This window comes from Flavobacterium sp. KH_001, from assembly GCF_057840745.1.
In genome coordinates this window covers 1,246,796-1,271,431 of record NZ_CM174520.1, presented here as the reverse complement: position 1 = coordinate 1,271,431, position 24,636 = coordinate 1,246,796, and the positions used below count along the sequence as shown (strand labels likewise).

At 35.5% G+C, this 24,636-nt stretch carries 16 protein-coding genes; 1 reads left to right on the top strand and 15 read right to left on the bottom strand.

Annotated features, from left to right (window positions below; translation table 11 throughout):
* Positions 1 to 4 precede the first annotated feature (4 nt).
* From AC3ITQ_RS05670 to AC3ITQ_RS05605, 14 genes are all read right to left on the bottom strand, one after another.
* Complete coding sequence (locus tag AC3ITQ_RS05670) at positions 5 to 883, bottom strand: alpha/beta fold hydrolase (protein WP_489237200.1); 879 nt, start codon at positions 881 to 883, stop codon at positions 5 to 7.
* A gap of 172 nt (positions 884 to 1,055) precedes the next feature.
* Positions 1,056 to 2,240: an aldose epimerase family protein gene (locus AC3ITQ_RS05665; protein ID WP_489237198.1), complete on the bottom strand. Its 1,185-nt coding sequence runs from the start codon at positions 2,238 to 2,240 to the stop codon at positions 1,056 to 1,058.
* Between the two features lie 140 nt (positions 2,241 to 2,380).
* Positions 2,381 to 3,889, bottom strand: coding sequence for an L-arabinose isomerase (gene araA, locus AC3ITQ_RS05660; protein ID WP_489237196.1), 1,509 nt, complete (start codon positions 3,887 to 3,889; stop codon positions 2,381 to 2,383).
* Positions 3,890 to 4,143: 254 nt separating this feature from the next.
* Positions 4,144 to 4,845, bottom strand: coding sequence for an L-ribulose-5-phosphate 4-epimerase (locus AC3ITQ_RS05655; protein WP_026982501.1), 702 nt, complete (start codon positions 4,843 to 4,845; stop codon positions 4,144 to 4,146).
* Positions 4,829 to 6,520, bottom strand: coding sequence for a ribulokinase (locus AC3ITQ_RS05650; protein ID WP_489237194.1), 1,692 nt, complete (start codon positions 6,518 to 6,520; stop codon positions 4,829 to 4,831). Before AC3ITQ_RS05650 ends, AC3ITQ_RS05655 begins: the two co-directional genes overlap by 17 nt.
* A 167-nt stretch (positions 6,521 to 6,687) precedes the next feature.
* On the bottom strand, positions 6,688 to 8,673 hold the full coding sequence (locus AC3ITQ_RS05645) for an alpha-L-arabinofuranosidase C-terminal domain-containing protein (protein WP_489237192.1): 1,986 nt from the start codon (positions 8,671 to 8,673) through the stop codon (positions 6,688 to 6,690).
* Positions 8,674 to 9,057: 384 nt separating this feature from the next.
* Complete coding sequence (locus AC3ITQ_RS05640) at positions 9,058 to 11,040, bottom strand: glycoside hydrolase family 127 protein (protein ID WP_489237190.1); 1,983 nt, start codon at positions 11,038 to 11,040, stop codon at positions 9,058 to 9,060.
* A gap of 12 nt (positions 11,041 to 11,052) precedes the next feature.
* Positions 11,053 to 12,030: an arabinan endo-1,5-alpha-L-arabinosidase gene (locus AC3ITQ_RS05635; RefSeq protein ID WP_489237188.1), complete on the bottom strand. Its 978-nt coding sequence runs from the start codon at positions 12,028 to 12,030 to the stop codon at positions 11,053 to 11,055.
* 145 nt (positions 12,031 to 12,175) lie between these two features.
* Complete coding sequence (locus AC3ITQ_RS05630; protein ID WP_489237186.1) at positions 12,176 to 13,147, bottom strand: glycoside hydrolase family 43 protein; 972 nt, start codon at positions 13,145 to 13,147, stop codon at positions 12,176 to 12,178.
* A 126-nt stretch (positions 13,148 to 13,273) separates the two neighbouring features.
* On the bottom strand, positions 13,274 to 14,887 hold the full coding sequence (locus AC3ITQ_RS05625; RefSeq protein WP_489237184.1) for an arabinan endo-1,5-alpha-L-arabinosidase: 1,614 nt from the start codon (positions 14,885 to 14,887) through the stop codon (positions 13,274 to 13,276).
* A gap of 12 nt (positions 14,888 to 14,899) precedes the next feature.
* The gene (locus AC3ITQ_RS05620; protein WP_489237182.1) at positions 14,900 to 16,447 is read right to left on the bottom strand and encodes an alpha-N-arabinofuranosidase; all 1,548 of its coding nucleotides are present in this window, start codon (positions 16,445 to 16,447) and stop codon (positions 14,900 to 14,902) included.
* A 63-nt stretch (positions 16,448 to 16,510) separates the two neighbouring features.
* On the bottom strand, positions 16,511 to 17,521 hold the full coding sequence (locus AC3ITQ_RS05615) for an arabinan endo-1,5-alpha-L-arabinosidase (RefSeq protein ID WP_489237180.1): 1,011 nt from the start codon (positions 17,519 to 17,521) through the stop codon (positions 16,511 to 16,513).
* Positions 17,522 to 17,698: 177 nt separating this feature from the next.
* Positions 17,699 to 19,282: a RagB/SusD family nutrient uptake outer membrane protein gene (locus AC3ITQ_RS05610; RefSeq protein WP_489237177.1), complete on the bottom strand. Its 1,584-nt coding sequence runs from the start codon at positions 19,280 to 19,282 to the stop codon at positions 17,699 to 17,701.
* A 30-nt stretch (positions 19,283 to 19,312) separates the two neighbouring features.
* Positions 19,313 to 22,426 (bottom strand): SusC/RagA family TonB-linked outer membrane protein, encoded by a 3,114-nt coding sequence (locus tag AC3ITQ_RS05605; protein ID WP_489237175.1) that lies wholly within the window; start codon positions 22,424 to 22,426, stop codon positions 19,313 to 19,315.
* Positions 22,427 to 22,993: 567 nt separating this feature from the next.
* Between AC3ITQ_RS05605 and AC3ITQ_RS05600 the strand changes: the two genes are divergently transcribed.
* Positions 22,994 to 23,683, top strand: coding sequence for an NUDIX hydrolase (locus AC3ITQ_RS05600; protein ID WP_072970111.1), 690 nt, complete (start codon positions 22,994 to 22,996; stop codon positions 23,681 to 23,683).
* A 289-nt stretch (positions 23,684 to 23,972) separates the two neighbouring features.
* On the opposite strand, the gene fsa is transcribed toward AC3ITQ_RS05600, so the two are convergent.
* Positions 23,973 to 24,629, bottom strand: a complete 657-nt coding sequence (fsa, locus tag AC3ITQ_RS05595; protein ID WP_072970110.1) for a fructose-6-phosphate aldolase — start codon at positions 24,627 to 24,629, stop codon at positions 23,973 to 23,975.
* Positions 24,630 to 24,636: the final 7 nt, after the last annotated feature.

The window sequence follows — 24,636 nt, the reverse complement described above, 5'->3', positions numbered from 1 at the left end:
ACTTTTATTTACCCCCTTTAGACAAATCTGAATCTGGTCTTTTAAACGGTTCTGATAAAAACTTATTAGCTAATGAATTAAATACTTCGGGACTTGAAGCCGGTGCAAAATGGGTTTCGCCAGGCATAATACATAACTGTGCCTTAGGTAGGTTTTCAAAAATTTCTACCGAATGTTCATTTTTAATAACGTCTTTATCTCCTGCCATTATAAGTACTTTTGCCTTAATTTTTGATAAATCTTTAGTTGCAATGCTAGGTTGATCTACCAAAAGTCCGGTAAGTTGTTTCATTAGATTCCAATTCTCGCTAGTATCTTTTTCTTTAATTTTTGAGATAATCATTTTTCTCATGTTCTGAACATCTTTTATAGCCCACGAATTAACAGCTGTAGAATCAGGTCTTAAATTTGCCCCCATCGCCACGATTTTCTTTATTTTTGATTTACCTGAAATACCCATTTGCAAACCCACAATTCCTCCATCACTCCATCCAATAATACTTATCGAATCTAGTTTCAATCGATTAACTAATTCCTCTGTATCTTTTGCAATCTGAACGTATGTCAACGAATCCGTCTTCAACTCCGATTTACCTTGCCCCCTACTATCAGCAACGATAACTCTATATTTACTTTTAAAGTAATCGATCTGATTTCCCATTGATTCAATATTTCCTCCATTTCCATGAATCAATAACAAAGGTTCCCCTTTTCCATATTCTTCATAATATATTTTAGCTCCATTGATTTCAGCAAATTTTCCAACAGCGGTATTTTTACCATAAGGTGTGTCAAATTTAAAATTCATCTGAACCTGAGCATTTCCTATTTCACATATGAAACAGGTTAATAACAGAAGTAATAATTTAATTGGGTTTTTCATAAGTAAGCGCTTTGTTTTCGATAGTTATCTTCCAAATGTAAGAAAAATTTCCACGAATTAACAAGATCGATTTTCTACTTATTTTCATAATTATTTATAAATAAAAAACCTCGAAAGCATAACTTTCGAGGTTTCTTAGAGAATTACTAAACTAATAAACAAAATCCTAAAACTATTTTTTTACAGAGAATTTAAAAGTAGTTTTAGTTTTATAATTTTCTCCCGGGTTTAAAACCGTTGTTGGGAAATTTTTCTGGTTTGGAGAATCAGGATAATGTTCTGTTTCTAAACACAAACCTGTTCTGTGTGCGTATGTTCCGCCTTTTGGCATTGGTAGAGTTCCGTCAAGGAAATTTCCCGAGTAAAACTGAATTCCAGGTTCATCTGTTGTCATTTCCAAAACTCTTCCACTTGCTGCGTGATACACTTTTGCAATGATTGTTTTTCCTTTTTCAGGATTGTTCAATACCCAGCAGTGATCGTATCCTTTTCCTCTTTCTAATTGTTCGTTTTTAACGTCGATGTCTTTTCCAATTAATTTTGGCGTTCTGAAATCGAAAGGTGTATTAGCAACATCATCTAATTTTCCTGTCGGAATTAAAGTCGCATCAACCGGAACTAATTTATCCGCATTCAAAGTCAATTCGTGATCTAAGATTGTTTTTGTGAAATCTCCGGATAAATTGAAATAAGAATGTTGTGTTAAATTCACAACCGTTTTCTTATCTGTAGTCGCTTCGTATAAAACTTCTAACTGATTATCATTAGTCAATGTATAAGTCACAAAAACCTTCAAATTTCCAGGATAACCTTCTTCCATATCTTTACTTAAGTAAGATAATTTCAAAGATGCCGCATCTCCGGATTTTGCCTCATCCGCTTTCCAAACCACATTAAAATATCCTTGCGGTCCACCGTGCAGAGCATTTGGAGCATTGTTTATGGCCAATTGATATTCTTTTTCATCTAAAGTAAATTTTCCTTTCGCAATTCTGTTTCCGTATCTTCCGATTAAAGCTCCAAAAAATGGATTTTCTTTTTCGTATTGTGCCAAATTATCAAATCCGATAACTACATTTTCAGAAACACCTTCTTTATTAGGCACTTTCAAATCTGTAATTCTTCCACCAAAAGTGATGATATCAACTTCCATCCCATTTTGGTTTTTCAGCTTATAGCTGTCTACTTTTTCTCCTTTTGCGGTTGTTCCATAAGAAGATTTTTCAATTGTAACTGTAGCTTTTTCGTCCGTCGAAACTGTTGTAGCATCCATTTTTTTATCGCTTTTGCATTGAACTGAAATTGCGGCCAAACTCATAAGGCTTATTCCAAAAATACAACGTTTTAATACATTCATAATTGATATTTTTTTGGTTTGTAAAAAGTTAAATGTTAGAAGTAAAATGTTAGACGTGAAATTTAATCATTTTATAAATGTAAAAATTACCTTTTTAAGTTTTTTCACATTTTACATCTTACAAATTACATTTTACCGGTTTAAAGGCCGTGTTGAAACAAATGATAATAAGCTTCATTTGCATTGATTCTATCTTTAAAATCTCTTATGGTAGTTTTTTCGTCAATCACTAATAATTCGATTCCGGCGATATCAGCAAAATCTTCCATATATTCAGTTGTTAGCGACTGGCTGTAAACTGTATGATGCGCGCCACCAGCCAAAATCCACGCTGTTGCAGCAATGTCAAGGTTTGGTTTACAATCCCATAAAACTCTGGCAACCGGTAATTTTGGTAACTCAGCCATTGGTTTAATCGCTGTAACTTCGTTTACGATTAAACGGAAACGCGTTCCCATATCTACCAAAGAAACGTTGATTGCCTCTCCCGCAGGTGAATTAAATACCAAACGAGCCGGATCTTCTTTTCCTCCAATTCCTAAAGGATGTACTTCACAAGAAGGTTTTCCGTCAGCAATTGATGGACAAATTTCCAACATATGAGATCCTAAAACGTATGATTTTTGAGGTGTGAAGTGGTACGTATAATCTTCCATGAAAGAAGTTCCTCCTTCAAGACCCACGTTCATTACTTTTAATGCACGAACCATAGCAGCTGTTTTCCAGTCTCCTTCTCCACCAAAACCGTAACCATCAGCCATTAATCTTTGTGTTGCAATTCCAGGTAATTGTTTCCAAACACCTAAATTTTCAAACGTATCTGTAAAAGCGCCAAAACCTCCTTCTTCAAGGAAAGCTCTCAAACCTAATTCAATTTTTGCCGCTTCCGCTAAAGAACTTCTTTGCGCTCCGCCTTCTTTTAAAGCATCAGTCAAAGTATAAGATTGTTCGTAAACAGCCAATAAATCATTTAATTCTTTGTCTGTAACTTTCTCAATATATTTGGTAACATCTGATGAATCAAAACCATTAACTGACATTCCGAAACGAATTTGAGCTTCTACTTTATCTCCTTCTGTAACGGCAACTTCACGCATATTGTCTCCAATACGAGCCACTTTTAAATTTTGAAGTTCATCCCAACCCAAAGCTACTCTTGTCCAGATACCTAATTTTTTCTGTACTCTTTCGTCTTCCCAATGTCCAACAACAACTTTGCGTTTTTTACGCATTCTAGACATGATGAAACCAAATTCACGATCTCCGTGAGCTGATTGATTTAAGTTCATGAAATCCATGTCGATAGTTCCCCATGGAATTTCAGCGTTGTATTGTGTATGTAAATGACATAATGGTTTTTTCAGAATACTTAATCCGCCGATCCACATTTTTGCAGGTGAAAAAGTGTGCATCCAGGCAATAATTCCGATACAGTTTTTAGCTGAATTTGCCGCTAAACAAACATCTAAAATTTGTGAAGGTGATTTTACCACATCTTTATAAACCACTTTTACCGGAATATTAGACGCTCCATCTAATCCTTTTGCAATTATTTGAGAATGTTCTGCTACTTTTCTTAAAGTTTCTTCACCGTATAATTCCTGGCTTCCTACTACAAACCATACTTCTTTTTGAGATATATCAATCATGTCTTTTATTTTGTTTCAAGTTTTCTTTGTTTCAAGTTTCAAGTTTTGAATCGTGGAAAATCTTTGTTATCTATTGTTTTGTTATTTTTCGTTTCAGGTTTGCTTCGCCTGTTCGAGCATAGCTCTCGAGTCAGGTTGTTGGAATCTGAAAATCTTGAGTTGTTATTTTTGTTTTATTTTTCTTTGTTTGAAGTTTCAGGTTTCACGTTCCAACAACTTGAAACAAAAAAAACCTGAAACCTGAAACAAACCTTCTACTGTCCGTAATACGAATCTTTTCCGTGCTTGCGGTTGTAATGTTTCTTTATTAGGGAATCTTTTAATCTTGGTGCATTCGGGTTTATTTGTAAAGTCAGATACGCCATTTCGGCTACGACTTCTAAAACTTTACTGTTGTAAACCGCTTTTGCGGCATTTTTTCCCCAGGCGAATGGACCGTGGTTTCCTATCAAAATCATTTCTACTTCTTCGTAAGAAAGATTTTTTTCTTTGAAGCAATCCAAAATCTGAATTCCGGTATTGTGTTCGTAGTTACCTTCTATCAGCGAATCTGCCATCGGTGGCGCACACGGAATATCAGCTGTTAAATGGTCTGCGTGTGTTGTTCCGAAAATCGGAATATCCTGTTGCGACTGTGCCCAGGCAACCGAATAAGTCGCGTGCGTATGTGCCACACCACCAATATTTGGCCAGTTTTTATATAAGTATGCGTGAGTCTTTGTATCCGATGACGGACGCATGGTTCCTTCAATAACATTGTTATCAAAATCAACGATAACAATATCTTCTGGTTTTAAATCTTCATAAGGAACGCCGCTTGGCTTGATGGCAAAAACACCGTTTTTTCTATCAACTGCACTTACATTCCCAAAAGTATATACTACCAAATTCAATGCATTTAACTGCATGTTGGCTTCGTAGCATTCTTGCTTTAAATCTTTATAAAGAGAACTCATGTTTTGCTGTTTTTATAGTTGGATCTTCAAAAGCACTTAATTGATCGTAAGCGATTAACAATTTGTTATACGCTGCTACTTTGTCTAATTGAGGGAAATATTCTCCATCAAAATCACTTCCTATTTTTTGGCTTGCTTCAATTACATTTGGATAAATTCCGGCTGCAACTGCTGCATAAATCGCTGCTCCTAAAGCAGGAGTCTGATCTGATGCTGCAATTTTAATTGGCTTATTTAAAACGTTAGCCAAAGTCTGCATGATAAAAGGTGATTTTCTGGCAACGCCTCCAATTCCGATTACGCTATCAATTTTTACTCCCTCTTCTTCAAAACGATCCACGATTTTTTTCGCTCCAAAACAAATAGCGTTTACTAAAGCTTTGAAAATATGTGGTGCTTTTGTTCCTAAAGATAAATTGGATATCGCGCTTTTTAATTCCTGATTGGCATCGGGCGTTCTTCTTCCGTTGATCCAGTCCAATGCAATTGGAAGACTTTCAGAAACGGGTATTTTCTCTGCTTCTTTAGTTAATTCCACAATTAATTTATCGCTGAATTCTTCTCTTAATTGTTCTTTTTGAGTATCATTTAAAACAGCTGAAGAAGTCAATAAATGATCTGTCGGCCACATTAACAATTCTTTGTACCAGGCCAATAAATCTCCAAAAGCAGATTGTCCTGCTTCAAGACCAATAAATCCCGGAATCACAGATCCATCCACTTGCCCGCAGATTCCGCGAACCGTTTTTGTACCTACTTCATCATAAGAACCAACCAGAATATCACAAGTTGAAGTTCCCATAACGCGAACTAAAGTGTTTTCACCAATCTTAGCTCCAACAGCTCCAGAGTGTGCGTCGAATGTTCCAACAGCAATAACTGTATCTGTTGAAAGTCCTAAACGGTCTGCCCATTCTTTGCTTAAATTTCCGGCAACTAAGTCAGAGGTATACGTTTCATCGTATAAATTTCCGCGAAGTTGTGCTAAATACGGATGTAGTTTTTCTAAGAATTCAACTGGTGGAAGTCCGTTCCAGTCTGCATGCCACATCGCTTTGTGACCCGCAGCGCAACGGCTTCTTTTGAAAGTTTTTAAATCTTTATCTTCGATTAATAAATACGTCATTAAATCGCAGTGCTCCATCCAGGTATGCGCTGCATTTCGAACGGCTTCATCTTGTCTGGCAATGTGCAAAATTTTTGCCCAAAACCATTCTGATGAATAAATCCCACCTACATATTTTGTTACGTTTTCTCCGCCCCAGCTTACTGCCAACTCGTTAATCTCGTTTGCTTCGTTTATTGAAGTATGATCTTTCCACAACACCATCATCGCATTTGGATTTTCCTCAAAACCTTTTGTCAAAGCAAGAGGAGTTCCATCTTTTGTAACCGGCACCGGAGAAGATCCGGTTGTATCAATACAAATTCCACGCACTTGCGAAGGATCTACTTTACTTTCTTTTATAACGGTTTGAATCGTAATTTCTAAACCTTCTATATGATCTAAAGGATGCTGACGAAACTGATTTATCGAGGCATCACAATATTGTTTGTTTTTCCATCTTTTGTAATGAGAAACATTTGATGCTAATTCCTGCCCATTTTCAGTATCTATTAGCACCGCTCGAACAGAATCTGTTCCGTAGTCCAATCCTATAACGTAATTTTTCATTCGAAATTCATTTTTAATAATGACAAATATAATTATAATTCATCTATAAGTGTACAATAAACACTTAATAAAAACAGGCACTTGAATTTTTACAAATAATGCATCAAAACAAGGATTTAAGGTCAAAACAAAAAATAAACGTAGCTTTTACATTTATTCTGTTGCGATTATTTCATCTTAATTTTCAAAACCGTAACCGAGTACGCTGGAAAATCATATTGAACTTTGCTTCCGCTTACTTTAAATTCGCTTTCTTTCGGGCTAATTTTAGTTGGAGCATCAAAAGAATTCTCATCATTTATTCCGTCTCCTTTTAAAATTATTGCTGTTCCTTTTGTATCTAATTTTACTCCTTTTACATCAATTGAAACATTTTGAGCTGTTGCAGCAGTGTTCACAATTTTCAGAATTACTTCTTTCGAATTCACATCTTTTACTGCAGATGCAAACAAATCGTTTTGACCTGTAACAGCTTTTCCGTCTTTTGTAATATTGATTAAATCTGTTCCTTTATTGTTAGAAAACAATTTCTGAACATAGTAATTTGGAGTTCCATATGACTGTAAATTGTTGAACCAAATCATATCCGGTGTCCATTGCCAGCCTTCTACGTGTGCCAATAAAGGTGCATAAGAAGTCAGGTGAACAACCTCAGCATTACGCTCCATTCCTGTCATGAAAGCTGCTTCAGAAAACGCACATTCCCAGTTGTTTTTGTTATCCGGACTTGCGATTGCCACACTTTGCGCTGCATATTCTCCAGCAAAAATTTTCGGTCCTTTGCGGTCGTAATTATCGTAACGCGTTACGTTTTTACGGAACCATGCCGGATCTTTATAATAATGTTCGTCAACAATTTCTGCATTCAGTTTTTTAAGTTCTTTCATGCCGTAATCAAAATAATCTCCGTCAGGAAAAGGTCCTGTTCCGGATACAATCGTAATGTTTGGATATTTTGCTTTAATGGCTTTTTGAAACACTTTGAAACGCTCGATATAATCTGGTCCCCATTGCTCGTTTCCAACTCCAATGAATTTTAAATTGAATGGTTTTGGATGTCCCATATCAGCTCTCACTTTCCCCCAAGCAGTAGTTTGATCGCCATTTGCAAATTCAATTAAATCTAAAGCGTCTTGTACATAAGGATCAATTTGATCCATTGGAACCAATTCTCCAGTGTTGAATTGACACGCCATTCCACAGCTTAAAATCGGCAATGGAGAAGCTCCAATATCCTCAGAAAGTTGAAAATATTCATAGAATCCTAAACCAAAACTCTGGAAATAATCGGGTGCTAGTTTATGTGCAAATTCTGTATTCCAACGGTTGATCATCGTTTCTCTGTCCTCAACATTTCCAATCGATTTTTTCCATTGGTAACGTAATGCCAATGTTTTTCCTTCCACAATACATCCACCAGGAAAACGTAAAAATCCCGGTTTCAAATCATATAATAATTGTACTAAATCAGCACGCATTCCATTTTTTCTTCCTTTCCAGGTGTCTTCCGGAAACAGCGAAATCACATCCAAATCGATTACCCCTTTTCCTTCAAAAGTGATTTTAATTTGTCCTTTTGCTTCTGTTGCTGTTGCCGTTAATTGTGCTGTATAATTTGTCCAGTCTTTAGCTGTCGGTGCAATCAAAGTTTCGCCTAAAACCTTTTTATTTTTATCAATGAACTGAATTTTAATCTTCGAAATATCTCCGGATATTTTTGAAGCTCTTAGCGACAAATTATACTTCAGGTCTTTTTTAATTCCCATCCCCCTGAAACCTTCATTGATCAACTCATAACCATTTGCATCGTTGATTGTAACTCTGCAATAATTATGATTGGTTCCTTTTTGAGAATACTGAATAATTTTTGCGATTCCGGATTGCTCGTTTAATTTATGTCGGTCGCTGTTTGGTTCGTTCCAGCCCATCATTGGCATTTCAAATTCAAACGATCTGTTTTTAATCATTTCGGCATACAGACCTCCATCAGCAGCAAAATTGATATCTTCAAAAAATACTCCGTACATCGTCGGTTCAATTTTGGTTACTGTTTTGGCAGCATCAACCTGAAGATTATTTTTTTGTGCCGAAGCATAAAAGCCGTTAAGCAATAAACCGCAAAGGGTAATTTTGGTAATTAAATTGGACTTCATTTTTTTATAATTAATGTGTTTTATGGCCCGCGGATTACACTGATTCATTAAAGTGAAAACGCGGATAAAAACGGATTTTTATTTTTATAAACTTTAACTTTATTTTTTTAAACACATAGAGACATAGAATTTGATAGCTTAAGAAAAGGCATTTCATTTGCTTGAAGACACATAGCTATGTGTTCAAATCTAGATTTGTTTAAAACTCTTTTTATTCATTTTAAATTCTATGATTCTATGTGTTTAATTTTTTTCTCGCAGATTCCGCAGATTGAGGAGATTTAATTCTCTAATCTTAAAATCTGCAGCTAAATCTTGATTCTTTCTTCTTGCCTCTATTTTCTATGTTCTATTCTCTATATTCTATTCTCTATATTCTATTCTCTACTTATAATCCAACCAAACTTTCATTTTTCCAACGCCTCGATTTGACCAGCTGTAATATGGAATTGCTTTGAATTTTGAATTCTCGATTACGTTTACGCCTTGCAACAAATTGGCTTCTTTTTTTACTTGGAAAGTATCTGAAGAACTCACGTTTATTTTATCGAAATTGGTTTTGTTGTCAATTTCTTCGACTGCGTAAACGATTGGACCGTATTCTAAAGAGACTTTATTTTTGTTCGTTTCTACTTTTGAATTGGTTTCTACTTCCTGAACTTCCATTGGGAAATTAAGATTGATTTTATCTCCTTTTTTCCAATTTCTCGTCACAACGAAATAACCATCTTGTGCCTGAATCGCCAAGGTTTCGCCGTTTACATTAATAGTAGCTTTTTGAGTGGATGCTTTTTTATAAGAATATAAATCGCCTGGCAAAACTTCATTTCTTGCCCAACCCGGAACACGAAGTTTAATCGTGAACTGACTGTCTTTTTTCGGATTAACTGAGATTGCTACTTTTCCGTTCCAGGGATATCCGGTTTGTTGCGAAATCTGTAAATCTGTTTTTCCAACTTTGAAAGAGGCATTGTTTGATGCGTATAAATTCACATACAAAACATCATTCGATTTAGAGTAAATCAATCCTGGAATTGAAGGTATAAAACGAATTAAATTCGTTGGACAGCAAGAACAGTCAAACCAGGCCTGACGTGTACAAGAGCCTCTGTTTGATTTAAAAACACCATCAGCTTCTAAGGCATTTGGATAGAAAAATTGTTTTCCGTCTAATGAAATTCCGGAGATTAATCCATTGTACATTGTTCTTTCGATTACATCAAAATATTTCGAATTTCCAGATAAATTATGCAATCTGTGATTCCAATACACATCTCCAATTGCGGCACAAGTTTCATTGTAAGCCGTCAGATTTGGCAATTCGTAATTCGCTCCAAAAGCTTCGCCGTCATGTCTTGATCCGATTCCGCCTGTGATGTACATTTTCTTGTTGACCATATTATTCCATAAATTATTTATGGCATCGGTATAACCTTTGTCTTTGGTCATCGCAGCAACATCGGTCATTCCTGCGTACATGTAAACGGCTCTTACGGCATGGCCTACCACTTCATTTTGCTGTACCACCGGAATATGATCCTGTGCATATTCTCCGTATAATTTATGATTGTTTGGGTTTCCGCGATTGTCTAAAAAGTACTTCGCCAGTTTTAAATAATCTTCTTTTCTAATAATTTGATACAATTTAATCAAACCCGTTTCTACTATCTGATGTCCCGGAACACCTTTTACCTGACCAGGGCCATCTCCAAAAGTTTTCACTAATAAATCGGCATTTTTGATGGCGATGTCAAGGAAATTTCTTTTTCCTGTAGCTTCATAATGTACGACAGCAGCTTCTATTAAATGTCCGGAATTGTAGCATTCGTGACTGATTTGTAACGATTCCCAACGTTTCCCTTCAATAACGGGAACCCAGGTACATGGCGGTTTTGCCGGATTTATAGTTCTCCATGTTGTTAAATAACCGTCTTTTTCCTGACCAATTTTTACAATGGCAATCAACGAATCCAGAACACGTTCTAATTTTGGATTTGGAGCACTGATTAAAGTATTCGATGCGCCTTCAATAATTTTATAAACATCGGTATCGTCAAAAGGCATTTCTCCTCTTACTGTTCCTGTTTTTTGTTTTCCTGCGATTAAAAAGTTTTCAAAACGGCCTTCTTCATTGCATTTTTGAATGGCATAAGCAATCGTAATTTCCTGTACTCTTTTGATAATTGGCAGCCAAAAAGAATCGGATAATTTTACATTTTGAATGTTCACCGGTTCTATTTGATAACCCGCTTTTAAAACTGAAGTTTTATCGCCAGGCTGCACCACCTCGTTTTTGGTTTCTTTACAGGAAATCAAAATCAGAAGTGAAATGAAAATCGTTAGTATCGGAAAATTATATTTTTTCATTGTATTGGTATTCTATTTTAAAACGGGCCATAAATTGGCGTCCCACTGCATTTCTTTAACCACTAATCTTGGTGTTCCGTTGGTTTTCTTTTCGTAAGCATGGTAAAAAATATAATCTTTGCCATCAAACGTGTAAGCGCTGTTGTGGCCTACGCCAAAGTAATTCTCGTCGCCCTGAACGACTAAACTTCCACCACCTTCATTTAATGGTTTTCCGTCTTTATCGACATAAGGTCCGGTTACGTTTTTTGATCTTCCAACGACAACCTTATAAGTGCTTTTTTCTCCGCGACAGCATAAATCCCAAGAAAGAAATTGGTAGTAATAACCGTTTTTCTTGAAAATAAACGGAGCTTCCAATGCACCATCTCCCGGATCAGAATCTGCTAATTCAAAAGTTCTTTTGCGTTTCGAAATCGTATGCCATTCCTGAGGTTGTGCAATCGATTTTAAATCCGGATTTAGTTTTACCAATTTTAATCCTTCCCAAAAAGAACCAAAGGATAACCATGGCGTATTGTTTTCATCAAAAATTAAATTTGGATCTATGGCATTCCACATATCACGGTTGGGTTGTGACTGAATAACAATTCCCTGATCGACCCATTTGTATTTTTTATCTTTTGGATCTAATGTTGTATTGGTCGCTACACCAATTGCCGATGTATTTTTGGCGAAAGCCGAAACGGAATAATACAGATAATACATATTGTTGTGAAACGAAATATCCGGCGCCCAAATATGGTTTTTGAAATCGGCAGCAACACCATCTGCCCAAACTGGCTTATCGGCAAAAACCTGCGGCTGCTTATCCCATTTTTTTAAATCTTTGGAACTAAAAACACTAATTCCGTTACCTGTACAATACAGATAATAAGTGTCTTTTTGTTTGATGACAACCGGATCGTGCACGACAATTTCCTGCGCAAACGAAGCGGAAGCGGTCAGCATCATAATAATATAAAAAGTATAGATTATGTTTTTATGCATGGATTGTGTTTTTTTCACCATATAAGTGATGTAAGTAAATTTAAGTTTGGCTCTTTTAGGAACGTTTTAAGTTCATATAAGTTATAAGTTTTTCTAAGTCCAGTTTTACATGAACTTATATAACTTATATGGTGAAAATTTGTTCCTACTGAATTCCCTCAGATGTCATGACCACTCGTTTCATCGTTCCGTCTTTGTTATAATATAATTTATCGACACAGACTGATCTTCTGAAACTTCCTCCGTCTGGTTGGGTTGCACCGTTGTGATAAATAAAATACGATTGCCCTTTAAATTCAATTATTGACTGATGATTCGTGTTACTGTTTCCGGCAATTTCATTCAAAATTCCTTTGAATTCCCATGGACCCGTAATTGACTTACTCATGGCATAAGCGATTTTCTCCGGAAATTCATAAGCATAGGATAAATAATACCAGTTTTTATGTTTGTGAATCCAGGGTGCTTCTGTAAAATGAGGCAATTCTTTTATATGATGAATCGGTCCATCTAATTCGATCATATTGTCTTTTAATTTAGCATAATGGCAGGCTGTATTTCCCCAAAACAAATAGGCTTGTCCATCTGTGTCGATATAAACTGTCGGATCGATATCGTCCCAGCTTATATCGCTGAATTTGGTCATATCGTTTGTGATCAAGGCTTTTCCTAAAGCATCTTTAAATGGTCCGGTTGGGCTGTCAGAAACTGCAATTCCAATTGATTTTCCATCTATAGATCCGTGATGAACCGTTACATACCAATAAAATTTTCCGTTTTTTTCGATTACTTGCGAAGCCCATGCATCACCTTTTGCCCAAGCAAAATCAGTAACTTTTAATGGCACCGGATGTGATTCCCATTTTTTCATATCTGACGAAGAGTAAACGACCCATTCGTTCATTTTATAAAAATGAAAATCTTTTGGTGCTTCGTCATGACCGGCGTATAAATACACTTTATCCTTGTAAACCAATGCCGCAGGATCTCCTGTATATTGATCTTTTATAATTGGATTATTGAATTTTGCCGGATCAATTTGAGTAGATTGCGCGACAGCTGTCTTGCAGGATGCAATCAAAACTAAAATTGAAAGGCTTGTAATTAGGTTTTTCATTATGATTCTTTTAAAATGCGTTAAATATTTTTTCACGCAGATTCTGCAGATTTGAGCAGATTTATATTTTTAATCCTTTATTCTCTATGTGCTTTTTAATTTTTGGAATTTAAAAATTGGAATTTTCTAATTCACTTTCTTGCCCCAAACAGGTAATCCTCCAGCGGTCAAACCAGAATAACTCAAGGTTACTTTTCGCGTTGCTGATTCCCAATCCCAGGCATCCGTAACGTTGCATTTTACCCCATTTACGGTTAAGATTTTTTTGGCGCTGTTATACGACCAGGTTCCAGTTGCATCTCCACTTACTTTTTTGTCAGCAGTTAAATAAATTGTTCCTGCTTTTTGAATCGTTTTGTATTGGTAATTCATCGTGATCTGTTCCCAGGTTCCAATGAAATTTGCTTCTGAAATAGTCGTTGTTGGTACTCCGGCATAGCGTTCTGCTTCAACAACTGGCCAGCCATCTTCTGTCCATTCGATACCACGAACATGACCCATCATAATCGCATTTGAAGCTGCAATTCCTGGAACTCCTTCCGGTAAACGGGCTTGCGACGCGTAAAACCATTTTTTTGTATCCGGATTTTGAAAAACAGCACAATGTGCAAAACCAACCCAGCCTGTATGATTTTTAAATTGATAGGGATGCGTTAGCATTGGAAAACATTCTGCTCCGGTTGTAATACTCATTCCGGTACTGGTAAGGTATGGGCCTAAAATGCTTTTGGATCTTGCAACACGAGTGTTATACGCCACTGATAATTCGTCATAAGCCAGGAATAAATAGTAATATTGAGTTTCTGGATTATACATGATTTCTGGTCCTTCAAGTGCCTGCCAACGGTTTGAATTGACATTTCCACGACCAGCAATTCTTACTCCGTAATCCTCAATTGTTTTTAATTTATCTGGTTTTCCTGTTGTCGGATTCAGTTTTAAAGCTGCAATTCCGGAATGCCAGGAACCGTAAATTAAATATTGATCACCTTCCGGGGTTTCAATAAAACTTGGATCTATAGCGTTAAATTTAAAATAAGCATCCCAGTCATTTCCTCCATTTCTAACATAACTTTTTACCCCGTCAGGCTCAGAACAAACAACCATTCCTTTATCAACCCAATTATTTGAAGCCAAATCATCTGTTTCGGCTAAGCCAATAAAAGCACGTTCTGACCAGGAAGTATTGGTATCTGTTCCTACAATTGGATTCGTTACAACGATACTGTAATACATTCTGAATTTGTTCCCCACTTTACGAACACATGGTGCCCAATATCCATAATTTGGATTTTCGATTGGAGGCAAAGCCGGAGACATTCTCGCTCTTTTATTGTTCAAAGAATCTTTTACCCAAGCCGGAGCCTGCGTCATTGAAGATCCCATGAATTCCCAATTGATTAAATCTTTTGATCTTCTGTAGAAAAAATGTCCATTACCTTCGTGTGCATTTCCATAAGAAGCATCGGTTTGGTACATATAATAATATTCACCCGATTTTTCTACAGATGGATCGTGCACGTTAGCCAAATTCCATTGCTTTCTGCTGCCCCAACTTGAAATTGAAGTATAATTATCGGCATAAGTTGGCCCTGGAAAAGCAGGTGTAACTACCGGGGGATCAACCACCGGACCCGGATCTGGGGTTACAGGTGTGTCTGGATCACTGGAACAGCTGACAAATGCAATTGACAACAGACCGATGTAGGCAATTTTTAAAATGGAATTGGATTTTTTCATTTTTTCTATATTTTATTTTCCTTCTAAAACAACAACTGAGAAAGGAGGAATAGTAATTTCAAGTTTTCCTTTTTTGTTTTCGAAACCTTTAAAAACTGTTGGTACAATTTTGTTTGGTGTATCAAATGAATTGTAATCTTGTAATTTTGCTGATGTTACAATCGTTCCTGTAAAGTTTTTTACTCCAAGATCTTTAACATCAATTTCTATTTTGTTTTTGTTTTTAGCGTCAACATTTACCAATGAAATATGAACTGCTCCGTTTTTATCTTTTGAAGCTGAAGCTGATACCGCAGGAAGTGTTTCTCCTTTAAAAGTGTACAATGGCGATTGGAAACTTAATGGTAATAATTTAGCATCCTGATGAACGCTGTACATTTTCATTACACTATATGTTGGCGTAGTAATCATTTTTGCTTTATCAGTTAAGATTACGGCTTGCAACACGTTAACACATTGTGCTAAATTTGCCATACGAACTCTGTCTGCGTGATTATTGAAAATATTCAACGTTGCTCCGGCCAAAACAGCATCTCTCATCGTGTTTTGTTGGTATAAAAATCCAGGATTTGTTCCTTGTTCTACTTCGTACCAGCCTCCCCATTCGTCAACAATCATAGCAACTTTTTTCTCTGGATCGTATTTATCCATAATAGCCGAATGTTTGGTAACCAATTCTTCCATTTTCAAAGCAGACTGCATGGTTTTGAAATAACCTTCTTCAGTAAAATTTCTGTCATCTCCTTTTTTGCCCCAGTCGATTACGGCGTAGTGATGCACTCCAACTCCGCCTAACATATTTAGGGGAATGTTTTTCATTAAAACTTCTGTCCAATTATAATCGGCACTATTTGATCCAGATGCGATACGGGTAATTCCTCCGGTATTTTCCCAATCTGACATGAAAGTGGCGAATTTTCTATATTCTCCAGCGTAATATTCCGCTGTCATATTTCCTCCGCATCCCCAGGCTTCATTTCCAATTCCCCAGAATTTAACTTTCCATGGTTCTGTTCTTCCGTTTTTTTTACGTAAATCACTCATCGGACTTTTACCGCTGAAATTGGTATATTGTACCCAGTCAGATAATTCCTGAACCGTTCCGCTTCCAACATTTCCTGACAAGTACGGTTCTGCTCCAAGCAGCTCGCACATATTCAGGAAATCATGGGTTCCGAAACTGTTATCTTCAGTTACACCACCCCACCATTTGTTTACAATAGTTGGTCTTTGTTCCTGAGGGCCAATTCCGTCTTTCCAGTGATACGTATCGGCAAAACATCCGCCAGGCCATCTTAAATTTGGAATTTTTAAATCTTTTAAAGCAGCGACTATATCATTTCTAACTCCTTTTGTATTTGGTATTTTTGAAGTATCTCCCACAAAAAAACCTCCATAAATACAGCGCCCTAAATGTTCCGCAAAATGTCCGTAAATGTTTTTGTCGATTGTTGGCGCATCTGCATTATTTTTTATGGTGACTACTGTCGTTTCGTTTTGAGCGAAACTTGCCTGATTACAAAGGGTAATAAGAAATGTGATTAAAAGTGCTTTTTTCATAATTTGTTGTTTATAAGATTATAAAGAGGAAGGCTTTATGGAACCTTCCTCTCTATATTAAAATTAATAAGAAAGTGTAGGCCATCCTGATGACCATGTAAAATATACAATTTCTAGTTTTGGATTTCCATTGTCAGCTCCATCATAATAATGAACTGCTCCTTTTTGTGTTCCGGTAATTCTGGACAAATGCCCTGGTCCGATATAATTTCCTTGTGTTGCCAAAACTGTTGTTCCGCCTCCACTTTTTAAATTGACTCCATTCTTATCCGTAAAAGGTCCAAACGGACTTGTTGAACGACCCACTACAATATAATAGGTACTGTTTACGCCATTGCAGCAGTTGCCCCTGTTTACGAACATATAGTAATAACTTCCTTCTTTGATTAAACAAGGCGCTTCCCATGAAGCACTGCTTCCTCCGGCAACAATAGTTCTTGTTCCGGTTGGTTTACCTGTTGAAACGTTAATCTGAACTACACCAATACCAGCATGCCAGGAACCATACGCCATATAAACATTACTTCCGTCTACTAAAATAGAAGGGTCAATTGCATTTACATCTGAGGCAGATGAAGAAGCCACAACAAGACCTCTGTCTGTCCAATTTGTTCCGGCACTTTGCGAAATAGAAGGAGCCGTTACCAATCCGATTGCTGAAGTCGCAGATCCAAAAGTCGAGCAGGAATAATACATATTCCATCGATTGTTAAACCATGCTAAATCTGGCGCCCAAAATGTTTTGGTAAAACCCGGAACATAACTTGTAATCCAGCTTGGAGTCGAAGTGAACACTGATGTTCCCCAAGTCCAGCTTGTTAAATTTGTTGAATAGGTCATGGGTATATTATCACCTGTTGTGAACACATAATAATTAACACCACTTTTTATAATTGTGCTAGGGTCGTGTGACGGAACATTACCGCTGACCGTTTTAGCTGTTACATTTTTTACCTGAGAATTTTGAGTTGTCTCAACTGAGACTGCCTCATCATTCGAAGGGATTATAGTATCTTCATTCTGGCAACCTACTAATAATACTGCTAACAAAACCAAACTTGTAATTGTTTTCATTCGTGATAAAATTTTAGTTACGGTAAAAAATTCATTACTCTATAATCGTATTCTTTTTTAAGATAATATCATATGACAGATTTTTTTCCTGCCATATGATATTAGGTATTCTAACTAATTCAATAAATCTTAGTCTCAGTTTTCAGTCACACTGTGAACTGAGACTGAAAACTGTTTTTAATAACTATCATTTTGAGTTACCGGAAATTCGTTCGTGTCGATTTCTAATTGCGGAATTGGAAAAAACTCTCTTCCTTTTGCAAAAGATTCAAATTCAGCATCTCTTGATTTTAACCAAGCTAATTTTGCAGGATCATCCAGCCATCCCCAACGACGAATATCATCAAATCTATGGCCTTCAAGAGCAAACTCCAAGAATCTCTCATGCCCAATTTGTTCTCTCATTCCCTCTTGTGACAACCCGGGTTTTACAGTCGCTAAATTTGGTAAATTAGCTCTGTCTCTTACCATTTGAATATAGGTGTAAGCTCCTGGAGTATTACCTGTTTCGTTTAAACATTCAGCATACATTAAAAGGACATCAGCGTATCTCAACAAACGCTCATTGATTCCGGAACGCCAGTCCATTTCATTTGCAATTGCACCATTTCCGTTTTCATATTTTCTACAATAAATATCATTTAAATCTGCTGGAGAATCTTTATAAGCTATTTCAAATGTAGTTTGATAAAGTGGAGTGGCTCCTCCTGGCTTTCTATAAAAAATAGTAGCATCTAAACGAGGATCAATAGCACCTGTTTTTGTTTTTTCATCTTGAAATTCATTAAATAATACAAATGTTGGCTGCACATCTGTAAAACCAAATGCTCTTGGTCCATAAGTAATAGCTCTTGCTGAAGTTTTTCCCCAATCTGCAACAGGAATACCACCCCAACTTAAACCAACACCTCCGGCTTCTCTAGTAAATTGTACTTCAAAAAGTGATTCAGCATTATTTTCATTTGTGTCGGTAAAATTATCTGCATAATTAGGTACTAACGAATAAACCCCTAAATCAATAACTTTTTTGAAAGTATCCCTTGCATTTGTGAAATCCTTTGTAAACAAATAAGCTTTTCCTAAATAACCTAAAGCAGCTCCTTTAGTTGCACGTCCTAGTCCTTTTCCAACTTCTTCAGTAGTGTCTATACCTGAAATGCCATTATAACTTACAGGCAATAAATCTGCGGCTTGCTTAAAGTCGGAAACAACCTGTGCCCACCCTTCTGCCTGAGTTTTTTGTGCATGATAAACAGACAAATCTAAAGGAACTGGTACATTCTTAAACATATTTACTAAATGAAACAAGTATAATCCTCTTAAGAAATAAGCCTGTCCTAAAATTCTGTTTTTAAGTGCTCCGTCAGCAAAAGCAATATCAGGTACATTTACTAAAACCTGATTTGCTCTATTAATTCCTTGATAGTATTCTCTAAATGCCCAGCCATAAATTGCAGGATCTGAAACATTTGAATTAAAGTACCCTACATTTTTCATAGATCCCCAAGGGCTATTACTGCGTGTATCATCTGCTTTCAGGTCTAATAATAATGGGGAGCTTCTCATGTAGGTTCCCTCATTTAACAAACTGCTGTATGCAGCATTTAAACCTTTTAATGCATCAGCATCCGTTTTCCAAAATGACTCTGATGAGCCTTCGTTTGGATTAACTTGTTCTAAATCTTCATCTTTTACACAACTTATCGTTGTAAAAGCTATGGAAAGAAATAAAATTAAATATTTTATATTTTTATTTTTCATATGTAGATATGTTAAATTTTATTGTATTTATTAAAAATTAGCCTGAACTCCCATTGAGATCGTTCTTGGATTTGGGAAAGACCCACCATCATAACCTCTTGATAACAAACCGTCATTACTATTAAAGTCCGGATCATATCCTCTGTAGTTTGTTATTGTAAATAGGTTTTGTCCGTTTGCATAAAGTCTAATTTTTTGTATTGGGCTAGTTTTGCTTAGTGGCACTGAATACCCAACTTCAAAATTTTGCATTCTGATATAGTCTCCATCTTCTACGAAGCGATTAGAATCTCTTCTGTTTCCATTTGGATCACCAATAATTGGTCTTGGAACATTTGTATTCGTATTGGTTGGCGTCCAGTAATTTAATTCATCAGTGCTATGATTACCATAGTCACCTGCCATCAAATTGCGATACATTCCGTTAAATACTTTATTTCCTCCAGCACCCTGAAATAAGAATGACATATCCCAATTTTTATATTGTGCGTCAAAATTGAAACCGAAATTATATTTAGGTATAGTTACACCTTGGTATACTCTGTCTTTGTCATTAATAATACCATCTGCCTGATCAAATTTGCCATCACCATCAGTATCTACAGTTAATTGATCCTTGAATTTGATATCTCCTACACCTGCATTTGTCTGTGTAGCTGAAGATGCAATTTCACCAGCGTTTTGAAATATTCCAACAGTTTCATAACCATATATTTCTCCGACAGAACGCCCTACTTCTGTTTTAGATGCCGCCCCGTAAATAGGTAAATTAGTTTTACCTAAACTCAACACTTTGTTTTTTAAGAAACTAATATTAGTTGAAATACCATATTTAAATGCATGATCACTATTTCTGTACGATGCAGTAAATTCTAATCCCTTGTTTTCTATAGAAGCTGCATTTGTTTCGATGTCCGGATTAGCAAATCCATTATCTACATATGAAATAGAACCTGTTGAATAGGGAATAGGAAAATTAAGAAGTAAATCAGTTGACTTTTTAATGTAATATTCTCCCGTAAATTGTAATTTATTATCAAAGAAGGCCAGATCTATAGCAACATTTGTTGTTGCTGTTGTTTCCCAACTAATGTCAGGATCCGTCGTTCTTATTGAAGTTGTACCATTTGCCAATTTACCATTAAAATTGTAAGACGAAAAACTATTAAGAGTTGATGCATATGCATACAGACCAATGGTGTTGTTACCTAATTCTCCATAACCTCCTCTTAATTTTATCGTGTTAAACCATGTTGGCAAATGCATGAATTTTTCGTTGCTCAATTTCCATGCTCCTGAAACACCATAAAAATTACCAGTATTGTTTGCTGGTGCAAATTTTGAAGATTTATCTTGTCTGAAATTTCCAGTTATAAAATACAAATCATTGTAGCTATAATTTAATCTGCCAATGTAAGATTTAGCTGTTTCCTTACTTTTATATTCTCCCGCAGAAATACCATTTGTTGCCTGAGCATATTGAATTTCAGGAATTGTTCCGGTTGGATAGCCTACACCTCTTGAATAATGATTATAAAAATCTGTGTTTTGTTGGATATATCCTGCCAAAGCATCTACTTTGTGATTTCCCAGCGTAATATCATAAGTAAGAAGATTGTCTAAGATTGTTTTAGTTAAATTTGAATTTGATACATCTAATGATGCTTCTGCAGCTTCAGTGACATAATACCATCCTAAATCACTTTGAGGTATATATTTTCTGTTTTGAACATCTAATCTGTCAAAACTTCCGGCGATTTTATATTTCAGTCCTTTAAGTATTTCAACCTGAAGCCATAGATTTCCTAGTATATGATTTCTTTTTGTTGTGTTATCTATTAAATTATTATACCCTATAACGTTCATAGATATTGCTCTTTGTGTAGCATTATCTGTTCCTCCATATCCTCCTAATCTATTACTGTCATAAACAGACATAGTAGGTATTGCTCCAAGCAAATCACTAATAGGAGATTGTCCCGCATTATATTCGTTAAAAGATGCCTTGTTTGCTTGCGTGTAAGCAACTTTAGTTCCATAACTTAGTATTCCTTTTTTACCTTGCAAATTCAAATCTGTTGAAATTCGCTCGTAGTCCTGAGGGGTTTGTAAATAACCTTTATTTTTAAAGTAATCAACATTCATACTATAACCCATGCCTTCTGTCCCTCCATTAAGGTTCAGCGCAGTATTCTCAATTGTACCCGTTCTGAAAGCAGCATCTTGCCAATCAGTATCAACATCATTGATGTATGCAGGGCTTGTAGGATCATTTCCGGGAGCCACTGTTAGCCCCAGGTTTTTTTCTGCAGCACTTGTAATTTGTTGATATTGTTCTCTATTTGTTAAAGACCATTTTTTACCTACATTTTGTACACCAAATAGTGATTTAAAACCAATATTCAGTTTCCCTTCCTTACCTTTTTTGGTTGTTATAATTACGACTCCATTGGCACCACGAACTCCATAAATTGCAGCGGCAGAAGCATCCTTCAAAACTTGCATAGTTTCAATATCTCCCGGAGCAAAATCATAAGGATCATCAACAAGAATTCCATCTATAATAAAGAGAGGATTGTTATTTTTGAAAGAAGATATTCCGCGGATTTTAATATTTACAAATCCTCCCGGTTCACCAGATGATTGTACAGTAACTCCAGCAGCCTGACCCTGAAGCATTTTTGCCACATCATAAGAAATCGTTTTTTTAGCGTCATCGACATCTACAACACTAACTGATCCTGTAAGATCCGATTTCTTTTGTGTACCGTAACCCACTACTACTACTTCATTTAACTTATTGGTATCTTCACTTAAAGTAACATTTACTTTTGATTGACCTCCAACTGCGACTTCCTGATTTTGAAATCCGATAAACGAAAAAACTAATACATCATTTGCTGATGCTTTAATAGTATACTCTCCATCAAATCCAGTTACAGCAACTGTTTTTGTTCCTTTTATCATAATGTTCACACCCGGCAATGGTAATTTATCTTGTGCCGAGGTAACAACTCCGCTAATCTCTTTGCCTTGGGCCGACATTTGATTAACGGAAAATAATAGCATCATTAATGCTAATAGCCATTCTTTTTTTGGCAATAAAAAATTGCAATAAAAAAATAATCGTTGGTTTGTTATCATATTGGTTTTTTTAAGGTTGGTTAGTTGTGTAATTATAAGTGTTAATTCTACATTTGTAAATTTAAATAAAAAAAAAGCTTAAAAACAAATTAATATCCCAAAAAAAAGCGATAAAAAAAATACATATCGTAAATTAAGTGTCAAATGAACATTTAAAATTTGGTGTTTCTTTCAAAAAAAGTGTTTTTTTCGAAAGTTAATTGTGTAAAATTTACACTTTTTACAAAAAAGCAACTTTTTAAGCAAAAATTTACACCTTCTAAAAAAAACGAAAACGTTGTAATTTTGAAGAATTTAAACAATAAAAAAAGCTGTTTTTGTAAATAAAATCTTGTTTTTGATTACAGATTTTTGAGTATTTAGATAACATTCTTTCAAAAAACCATCCTGTAACTGCCCTGTTTCGTCTTAAAATATTCTTAAAAGAGAAAAAAGAGTGTTATTTTTTTCTAAAAAGTCTTTTTTTTAACGTTACTTTTGAGTAGTTAATTATATAAGTGTAAAAAACACATTAATAAATTATGAAACATATTAAGAAGTTCATATATTTACCATAAAAAATTTAATATGCTAAACAGTTATAGCTCTGCAGATAAAGTCCTATTAGCAGTAGATTGTATCATTTTTGGATTTGACCATGAGGGGCTAAAAATTCTTTTGATTAAAAGAGATTTTGAGCCTGAAAGAGGAAAATGGTCTTTAATTGGAGGGTTTCTAAAACGTGATGAAGTACTCGACAACGCGGCCATAAGAATATTGCATACCTATACCGGGTTACACGATATTTATATGGAGCAGTTACATGCCTATAGTGAAATTGATCGTGACCCTGTTGAAAGAACTATTTCAGTATCTTATTATGCCTTAATCAATATTGAAAATCACAATACCGAACTTATTCAAAATTATCATGCGCAATGGTTTAGCATAACCGATGCTCCAAACTTGATCTTTGACCACAACGAAATGGTAGATTATGCCATTAAAAGATTACGTTACAGAACTTCAATAAAACCAATTGGGTTTGAATTATTGCCGGAGAAATTTACCATGCGTCAATTATTAGAATTGTATGAAGCAATTTTGAGCAAAGAATTAGACAAACGTAACTTTATCAGTAAAATTAATTCATTAGAAATTCTGAATAAATTAGAAGAAAAAGACATGCAATCCTCCCGAAAAGGTTCGTATTTGTATACTTTCAATAAAGAAAAATATGAAGAAAAATTACTAAATGATTTTGTGCTGAATCTTTAGGATAAAAGTTTCACGCAGATTTTGAAAGATTTAGGCAGATCAAACAGATTTTCTTCATCCTTTTATTCCTTTAATCTGTGACTGTTTTTTTCTTATAAAATAAAAAACCCTGAAAACTAAAAGCTTTCAGGGTTTTTACTTCAATAAAACTACTATTAAAAACTAAACAAATTTTCTTTTTTGAAAAGATAATCTCTCGCAGATCCTGCAGATTCAGCAGATTTTATTTCAATCTTGATCATCTGTTAAATCTGCTCTCGATAGCTCTCGGGACTGCGTGAAAAAAATCTTAGCTATTTCCTTTTTGATAATCTGCTAAAAAGGTGGCTAATCCAATATCCGTTAAAGGATGTTTTAATAAACCTTCAATTGCACTTAATGGTCCCGTAATAACATCTGCTCCGGTTTTGGCACAATTGATAATATGCATTACGTGTCGAACTGATGCTGCCAATATTTGAGTTTCGTAACCATAGTTATTATATATCAATCTGATTTCTTCAATCAAATTCATTCCGTCAGTCGAAATATCATCCAGACGTCCAATAAAAGGTGAAACATAAGTTGCTCCCGCTTTTGCAGCCAACAACGCCTGACCTGACGAAAACACCAAAGTACAATTGGTTTTTATTCCTTTATTAGCAAAATATCTGATTGCTTTTACACCGTCTTTTATCATCGGGATTTTCACAACAATCTGCGGATGCAAAGCTGCCAGTTTTTCTCCTTCAGCAATCATTCCTTCAAAATCAGTTGAAATCACTTCGGCACTAACATCGCCATCAACCAATTCACAAATTTTTATGTAATGATCCAGAATATTCTGCGCTCCTGTAATTCCTTCTTTTGCCATTAATGACGGGTTTGTGGTAACACCATCTAAAACTCCCAAATCATTGGCTTCTTTAATATCTTTTAAATTTGCTGTATCTATAAAAAATTTCATTTTTCTT

Bases quoted from the DNA above. Each gene is read 5' to 3' on its own strand.
- AC3ITQ_RS05625 (WP_489237184.1), bottom strand. From the start codon at position 14,887: ATGAAAAAATCCAATTCCATTTTAAAAATTGCCTACATCGGTCTGTTG.
- AC3ITQ_RS05645 (WP_489237192.1), bottom strand. From the start codon at position 8,673: ATGAAGTCCAATTTAATTACCAAAATTACCCTTTGCGGTTTATTGCTT.
- AC3ITQ_RS05665 (WP_489237198.1), bottom strand. From the start codon at position 2,240: ATGAATGTATTAAAACGTTGTATTTTTGGAATAAGCCTTATGAGTTTG.
- AC3ITQ_RS05655 (WP_026982501.1), bottom strand. From the start codon at position 4,845: ATGAGTTCTCTTTATAAAGATTTAAAGCAAGAATGCTACGAAGCCAAC.
- fsa (WP_072970110.1), bottom strand. From the start codon at position 24,629: ATGAAATTTTTTATAGATACAGCAAATTTAAAAGATATTAAAGAAGCC.
- AC3ITQ_RS05630 (WP_489237186.1), bottom strand. From the start codon at position 13,147: ATGAAAAACCTAATTACAAGCCTTTCAATTTTAGTTTTGATTGCATCC.
- AC3ITQ_RS05640 (WP_489237190.1), bottom strand. From the start codon at position 11,040: ATGAAAAAATATAATTTTCCGATACTAACGATTTTCATTTCACTTCTG.
- AC3ITQ_RS05670 (WP_489237200.1), bottom strand. From the start codon at position 883: ATGAAAAACCCAATTAAATTATTACTTCTGTTATTAACCTGTTTCATA.
- araA (WP_489237196.1), bottom strand. From the start codon at position 3,889: ATGATTGATATATCTCAAAAAGAAGTATGGTTTGTAGTAGGAAGCCAG.
- AC3ITQ_RS05600 (WP_072970111.1), top strand. From the start codon at position 22,994: ATGCTAAACAGTTATAGCTCTGCAGATAAAGTCCTATTAGCAGTAGAT.
- AC3ITQ_RS05610 (WP_489237177.1), bottom strand. From the start codon at position 19,282: ATGAAAAATAAAAATATAAAATATTTAATTTTATTTCTTTCCATAGCT.
- AC3ITQ_RS05635 (WP_489237188.1), bottom strand. From the start codon at position 12,030: ATGCATAAAAACATAATCTATACTTTTTATATTATTATGATGCTGACC.
- AC3ITQ_RS05650 (WP_489237194.1), bottom strand. From the start codon at position 6,520: ATGAAAAATTACGTTATAGGATTGGACTACGGAACAGATTCTGTTCGA.
- AC3ITQ_RS05605 (WP_489237175.1), bottom strand. From the start codon at position 22,426: ATGATAACAAACCAACGATTATTTTTTTATTGCAATTTTTTATTGCCA.
- AC3ITQ_RS05615 (WP_489237180.1), bottom strand. From the start codon at position 17,521: ATGAAAACAATTACAAGTTTGGTTTTGTTAGCAGTATTATTAGTAGGT.
- AC3ITQ_RS05620 (WP_489237182.1), bottom strand. From the start codon at position 16,447: ATGAAAAAAGCACTTTTAATCACATTTCTTATTACCCTTTGTAATCAG.